Genomic DNA, 6942 nt, shown 5'->3' with positions numbered 1-6942 from the left:
CAATTTTAAAATTCTTTAATGATAAAAACGAATCTTCAAGTGCCCACACAGTTTGTCTGATTGATTGTTAAAGAACAAAAAACGACGCGCTGCTTAATGCTTTACAACGGCGCGTCGTTGTGGTGGCGTATTATAGGCATTTTTTATATCCACGCAACCCCTTTTTAGCTTTTTTTTCATTTTTTGTTTTGATTGAAGATAATTTAATCAAATTAACAACATTCTTTACCTCAGCGATCCTTAGTATCCAACCTGTTCTTAAAGACGAAACCTATTGATTTCATTATTATGAACACGCTTTTTAAGAGTTGCTTTCTATAACAAGTGCGGTTATATTTTTTAACGATTTCTGCTATGAATAAAACATAGCTTTCTTAACGATTCAACTCGTTTCCCATCCTCCAATTAAAGGAATACATAAGGAATACATTATGACTAACCAGTTAGATTCTCTTCGCGAACTTACCGTTGTTGTTGCCGATACCGGTGACATTGATGCCATTCGTCAATATAAACCTGAAGATGCCACAACGAATCCGTCCTTGATTTTGAGTGCGGCAGCGTTACCTCAGTATGCGCCATTGATTGATGAAGCAATTGCTTATGGTAAACAACAAAGTCAGGACAAAGCACAGCAACTTGTTGATGCAGAAGATAAATTGGCAGTTAACATTGGTTTGGAAATCTTAAAATTAGTTCCTGGTCGTGTTTCTACTGAAGTGGATGCGCGTCTTTCTTATGACACCGATGCAACAGTGGCGAAAGCGAGAAAACTGATTGCGTTGTATGAAGCGGCAGGCATTAATAAAAATCGTATTTTGATTAAAATCGCCTCTACATGGCAAGGTATCCGTGCTGCGGAAATCTTAGAAAAAGAAGGTATCAACTGTAACCTGACATTATTATTCTCCGAAGCGCAAGCACGTGCTTGTGCAGAAGCGGGCGTTTATTTGATCTCGCCATTTGTGGGCCGCATTTTAGACTGGTACAAAGCCAACACCGATAAAAAAGAATACGCACCGGCAGAAGATCCGGGCGTGATTTCTGTGACCAAAATTTACAATTACTACAAACAATATGGCTACAAAACGGTAGTGATGGGCGCAAGTTTCCGTAATGTAGGCGAAATCATTGAATTAGCCGGCTGTGACCGTTTAACTATTGCTCCGCCGTTGTTAAAAACCTTACATGAAACCCCAAACGCGGTAGTGAGAAAACTGGGTTTCCAAGGCGAAGTACAAGCCAAACCGCAACCATTAACCGAAGCGGAATTCTATTGGCAGCATAACAGCGATGCGATGGCAGTGGAAAAACTGGCCGAGGGTATTCGTAAATTTGCCGTTGACCAAGGCAAATTAGAAGAGATGTTACTGTCTAAATGGTAATGGTTTATTAGTTATGTATTAAGCAAAAGTGCGGTGGAAATTTTCTGTGTTTAAAAACGCCGAAAAATCTGACCGCACTTTTTTATGAGCACACCCTATTTTGTCAATTTATCTCAATCAGGAGGCACAATGTCAACTCGTCAACAACTCGCCAATGCCATTCGTTTTTTAAGTATGGACTCGGTGCAAAAAGCCAAATCCGGTCACCCGGGCGCACCGATGGGCATGGCGGATATCGCAGAAGTATTATGGCGTGATTTTTTACATCACAACCCAACCAACCCGCAATGGGCTAACCGTGACCGCTTCGTGCTATCTAACGGCCACGGTTCTATGCTGATTTACAGCTTGTTACATTTAAGCGGTTACGATGTATCTATTGAAGATTTAAAACAATTCCGTCAATTACATTCCAAAACTCCGGGACACCCTGAATTTGGTTACACACCAGGCGTTGAAACCACCACAGGCCCACTAGGTCAAGGCATCACCAACGCAGTCGGTATGGCGATTGCAGAGAAAACGTTAGCGGGTCAATTTAACCGTGACGGTCATAACATCGTAGATCATCACACCTATGTTTTCTTGGGCGATGGCTGTTTAATGGAAGGGATTTCCCACGAGGCTTGTTCTTTAGCAGGTACCTTGGGCTTAGGTAAATTAATTGCCTTCTACGATGACAATAACATTTCTATCGATGGCCATGTTGACGGTTGGTTTACCGATGATACACAAAAACGCTTTGAAGCTTACGGCTGGCAAGTGATTCCGGCAATCGACGGTCACAACCCGGCACAAATCATTGAGGCGATTAAACAAGCGCAAGCAGAAACCAACAAACCGACCTTAATTATTTGTAAAACTATTATCGGTTTCGGTTCTCCGAATAAATCCAACTCTCACGATTGCCACGGCGCGCCATTAGGTGATGAAGAAATCGCATTAACCCGTAAAGCTCTAAACTGGGATTACGCACCGTTTGAGATCCCAGCCGATATTTATGCACAATGGGATGCGAAAGCAAAAGGCGCAGAGTTAGAAAAAGCCTGGCATGAAAAATTCGCTGCTTATGCGAAAGCCTATCCGGAATTAGCCGCTGAATTTACCCGTCGCATGGAGAAAAAATTGCCGGCAGATTGGGCAAAAGAATCTCAAGCGTTCATTGACCATTTACAAGCGAACCCGGCAAGCATTGCAAGCCGCAAAGCCTCACAAAATGCTATTGAAGCTTATGCAAAAGTGTTACCGGAATTACTTGGTGGTTCTGCCGACTTGGCAAGCTCTAACTTGACCCTTTGGTCCGGCTCCAAACCAATCCGTGCAACTCAAAACGTAGATGGTAACTACCTCAACTACGGCGTACGCGAGTTCGGTATGGCGGCAATCATGAACGGTATCGCGCTTCATGGCGGTTTCATCCCTTATGGCGCAACGTTCCTCATGTTCATGGAATACGCTCACAACGCGATTCGCATGGCGGCATTAATGAAACAACGCAGCTTATTCGTGTTCACCCATGATTCCATTGGTTTAGGTGAAGACGGTCCAACCCACCAACCGGTTGAACAAACCTCCGCATTGCGTTTAATCCCGAACTTGAACACATGGCGCCCTTGCGACCAAGTAGAATCGGCGATTGCTTGGAAAGCGGCGATTGAAAGAACTGATGGCCCAAGCGCATTAATTTTCACCCGTCAAAACTTGGCACAAATGGACCGCACTTCTGAGCAATTAGCTAACGTAGCGCGCGGTGCTTATGTATTAAAAGACTGTGCCGGCACGCCGGATCTGATTTTCATTGCGACCGGTTCTGAAGTGGAATTGGCAGTGAAAGCCGCAGAACAATTAACCGCAGAAGGCAAAAAAATCCGTGTGGTTTCAATGCCAAGTACCAACGTGTTCGACAAACAAGACAAGGCTTATCGCGAAGCCGTATTGCCAAGTGCGGTAACTAAACGTGTGGCTGTTGAAGCGGGCATTGCCGATTTCTGGTACAAATACGTCGGTTTCAACGGTCGTATCGTTGGTATGAACAGTTTCGGTGAATCCGCACCAGCAGACCAATTGTTCAAACTCTTTGGTTTTACGGTGGATAATGTGGTCGCTAAAGCAAAAGAAATTCTTTAATTTCTGATCGCACTTTAAAACAACAGGCCGAACAGTAAAATCACTGTTCGGCTTTTTTCTGTTGTTTCTTGGCATTTTAAATCCATCATAGAAAGCACAAAGGCAGGTTACCCTGCCTTTTTTCTTATGTTCTAAAAAACCACTAATCAGATTTTTTCTGATTCTCTTTTGCCGCTTTCACAAAGCCTTCGAATAATGGATGCCCATCACGTGGCGTGGACGTGAATTCCGGGTGGAATTGGCAAGCAACAAACCAAGGGTGGTTCGGCACTTCAATGATTTCCACCAGTTTCTTATCGGCGGATAAACCAGTCACCTTTAAGCCTGCTTTTTCGATTTGCGGAAGCAAGACATTATTGACTTCGTAACGGTGACGATGGCGTTCTTCGATAGTTTCGGCGCCATATAATTTGCGTGCTAAACTGCCTTCAATTAAATGGCATTTTTGTGCGCCAAGACGCATGGTGCCGCCTAAATCGGATTCATCACTACGGACTTCTTTATTACCGTCAGCATCTTGCCATTCGGTAATTAACCCGACTACCGGTTGTTCACAAGTGCGGTCAAATTCGGAAGAGTTTGCCTGGCTCATGCCGGCAACATGACGGGCGAACTCAATGAGTGCCACTTGCATCCCTAAGCAAATACCTAAATAGGGAATGTTGTTTTCACGCGCATATTGGGCAGTCAGAATTTTGCCTTCGACACCGCGATAGCCGAAGCCGCCTGGCACTAAAATACCGTCTAAACCTTTTAAGATGTCAACGCCTTTGGTTTCCACGTCTTGTGAGTCGATGTATTTGATGTTGACGTTCAAGCGATTTTTCAAACCGGCGTGTTTTAACGCTTCGTTTACGGATTTATACGCATCCGGCAATTCGGTGTATTTACCCACCATACCGATAGTGACTTCGCCTGTCGGGTTGGCTTGTTGATACAACACTTGTTCCCATTCGGATAAATCGGCTTCCGGGCAAGTTAAGTGGAAGCGATTGCAAATGAAATCGTCCAATCCTTGAGATTTCAAGAGTGCCGGAATTTGGTAAATGGAAGACACATCCTTTAACGAAATCACCGCGCGTTCCGGCACGTTACAGAATAAAGCAATTTTAGCGCGTTCATTTGGTGGAATCATGCGGTCGGAACGGCAAATCAGCACGTCCGGTTGAATGCCGATGGACAACAATTCTTTCACGGAATGTTGTGTTGGTTTGGTTTTGACTTCGCCGGCGGTCGGAATATAAGGAACAAGCGTTAAGTGCATGAAAATCGTGCGTTCACGTCCCACTTGTACGGCAAGTTGGCGCAAGGCTTCCAAGAACGGGAGGGATTCAATATCGCCTACGGTGCCACCTACTTCTACGATGGCCACATCATGCCCCGCTGCGCCATCAATCACGCGCGCTTTAATTTCGTTGGTAATGTGTGGAATCACTTGAATGGTCGCGCCGAGATAGTCACCGCGACGCTCTTTGCGTAACACTTCGGAATAGATTTTACCGGTCGTGAAGTTGTTACGTTTGGTCATTTTGGTACGAATAAAACGTTCGTAGTGACCTAAATCTAAATCGGTTTCCGCGCCGTCTTGGGTCACGAAAACTTCACCGTGCTGAGTCGGGCTCATGGTGCCCGGATCGACGTTGATATAAGGGTCGAGTTTCATGATCGTGACGTTCAAGCCACGCGCTTCTAAGATTGCCGCAAGTGATGCCGCTGCAATGCCTTTACCAAGCGAAGAAACTACGCCGCCTGTGACGAAAATATAATTGGTAGCCATAAGAAACCTATTTGTTGCTATTGGGATGGATGGAAAATTAGGATAAATATAATCTATCAAGACGGGAGCGTAGTTTACAACAAAGGCAGAATGAACTCAATTGCCGAACGGAGAATTACAGGAAAAGTGCGGTCAAATAATACAATGTTTTTTATGTGTTTTTCATCGTTTCGTTACGAATAATCAGGCTTTTATAGTAGAATCCGAAATGCGTCTTTATTTTATTACTGAAGAGAAACGATTATGTTTTCACGCAAAGATATTCTTGTTTTAGGCATGATGATTTTCGCCCTGTTTTTAGGCGCAGGAAACATTATTTTTCCGCCGATGGAAGGCTACACGGCAGGGCAACATTGGGCAACAGCCGCCTTGGGATTTGTGCTCACCGGCGTATTAATGCCGTTTATCACGCTGGTTGTAGTGTCTGTGTTAGGTCGTGGCGAAGAACTCACCCGCGACCTTCCTAAATGGGCAGAGGTCTTATTTTTAGCCACGTTGTATTTGGTCATCGGTTCTACGTTTGCGATGCCACGCATTACCAACGTCGCATACGAAATGGCGTTTGTACCACTTGATATAGTGGCAGACACGTCAGTAAATCATCTGATTTTTGCGGTAGTCTTTAACATTATCGCCATGCTATTTATGCTGAAACCGAACACCATTATTTCCAGCGTGGGTAAATTTATGACCCCGGCCTTGTTGGTATTATTGGTGGTGGTGACCGTAACCGTCTTTATCTCTCCCTTGTCGGATATTGTCGCGCCAAGCAAAAGCTATGCGGACAGTTCAGCATTGACCACCGGTTTAATTAGCGGTTACCAAACCATGGATGTCTTGGCAGCGATTGCTTTCGGTGGCATTGTGGCTCGTGCGTTAAGTGCAAAAAATATCACTGAACCGCAAAAAATCATGCGTTACACCATATCCGCCGGCGGCATTTCAGTGGTTTTATTAGCCGCACTTTATTTCTCCCTTTTCTATCTTGGTGCGACCAGTGACCAAGTGGCGCAAGGCGTCAGCAACGGCGGTCAAATTTTTTCTCGTTATGTGAACGTGTTATTCGGTAAAGAAGGTTCTTGGATTATGTCCGGTATCATCTTCTTAGCAAGTTTAACCACCTTAGTAGGCGTGACCAGTGCTTGTGCTTACTATTTCGCTAAATTCTCCAACCGCTTGCCATATTCTTTCTGGGTGGTGGTGTTTACTGTCATGACGACCATCATTTCCGAAAACGGCTTAACGAAATTATTACAAGTGACGATTCCTGCATTGTTATTAATTTATCCGGTGGCAATCATGTTGGTAGTGTTGCAGTTCGTCCGTGCTAAATTACCATGCGTAAAATTAACCTATAACGCCACGATTGCGGTCACCGTGTGTTTTAGTTTGTGCGACAGCTTAAATAACGTAGGATTATTGTCTGACGGCGTGAAACAATTCCTTGGCAATTTCCCATTATATGATAATGGTTTGGCGTGGTTAGTGCCGGCGTTAGTCGTGATGTTCTTAACCATGTTGGTTAGCAAAAAACGTGCTACGTAATGCTTTTTTCAGCAAGCGTAAATAAAGAAAAAACAGGCAAAAAATGACTCACCATCGAATCAAGTTCGATTGTTGCCCCAATGGAGCCATTAATAAAGCCAACGTTCA

3 protein-coding genes and 1 pseudogene are annotated in these 6942 nt (G+C 44.3%); 3 read left to right on the top strand and 1 reads right to left on the bottom strand.

Going from position 1 to position 6942, the window contains the following annotated elements:
* The first annotated feature begins 431 nt into the window (after positions 1 to 431).
* Together tal and tkt are read left to right on the top strand one after the other, a co-directional pair.
* Positions 432 to 1385 (top strand): transaldolase, encoded by a 954-nt coding sequence (gene tal / locus QZ106_RS03515; protein ID WP_295974302.1) that lies wholly within the window; start codon positions 432 to 434, stop codon positions 1383 to 1385.
* 129 nt (positions 1386 to 1514) lie between these two features.
* Positions 1515 to 3512: a transketolase gene (tkt, locus tag QZ106_RS03510; protein WP_295974300.1), complete on the top strand. Its 1998-nt coding sequence runs from the start codon at positions 1515 to 1517 to the stop codon at positions 3510 to 3512.
* A 142-nt stretch (positions 3513 to 3654) separates the two neighbouring features.
* Here the strand turns inward: tkt and pyrG are convergent, their stop codons facing one another.
* A complete protein-coding gene (pyrG, locus tag QZ106_RS03505; protein ID WP_295974298.1) occupies positions 3655 to 5289 on the bottom strand; it encodes a glutamine hydrolyzing CTP synthase in 1635 nt (544 codons plus the stop codon).
* 208 nt (positions 5290 to 5497) lie between these two features.
* Between pyrG and brnQ the strand changes: the two are divergent.
* Positions 5498 to 6834, top strand: a pseudogene (gene brnQ / locus QZ106_RS03500) (branched-chain amino acid transport system II carrier protein).
* The last annotated feature ends 108 nt before the right edge of the window (positions 6835 to 6942 follow it).

It is taken from the genome of uncultured Aggregatibacter sp. (assembly GCF_901873365.1).
GTDB lineage: Bacteria > Pseudomonadota > Gammaproteobacteria > Enterobacterales > Pasteurellaceae > Aggregatibacter.
Note: the sequence above shows the minus strand (reverse complement) of the source record. Positions and strands in the feature narration are given on the sequence as shown.

What these genes read in the sequence shown, in the direction of transcription:
- tal (WP_295974302.1), top strand. Translation starts at nt 432, where the DNA reads ATGACTAACCAGTTAGATTCTCTTCGCGAACTTACCGTTGTTGTTGCC.
- tkt (WP_295974300.1), top strand. Translation starts at nt 1,515, where the DNA reads ATGTCAACTCGTCAACAACTCGCCAATGCCATTCGTTTTTTAAGTATG.
- pyrG (WP_295974298.1), bottom strand. Translation starts at nt 5,289, where the DNA reads ATGGCTACCAATTATATTTTCGTCACAGGCGGCGTAGTTTCTTCGCTT.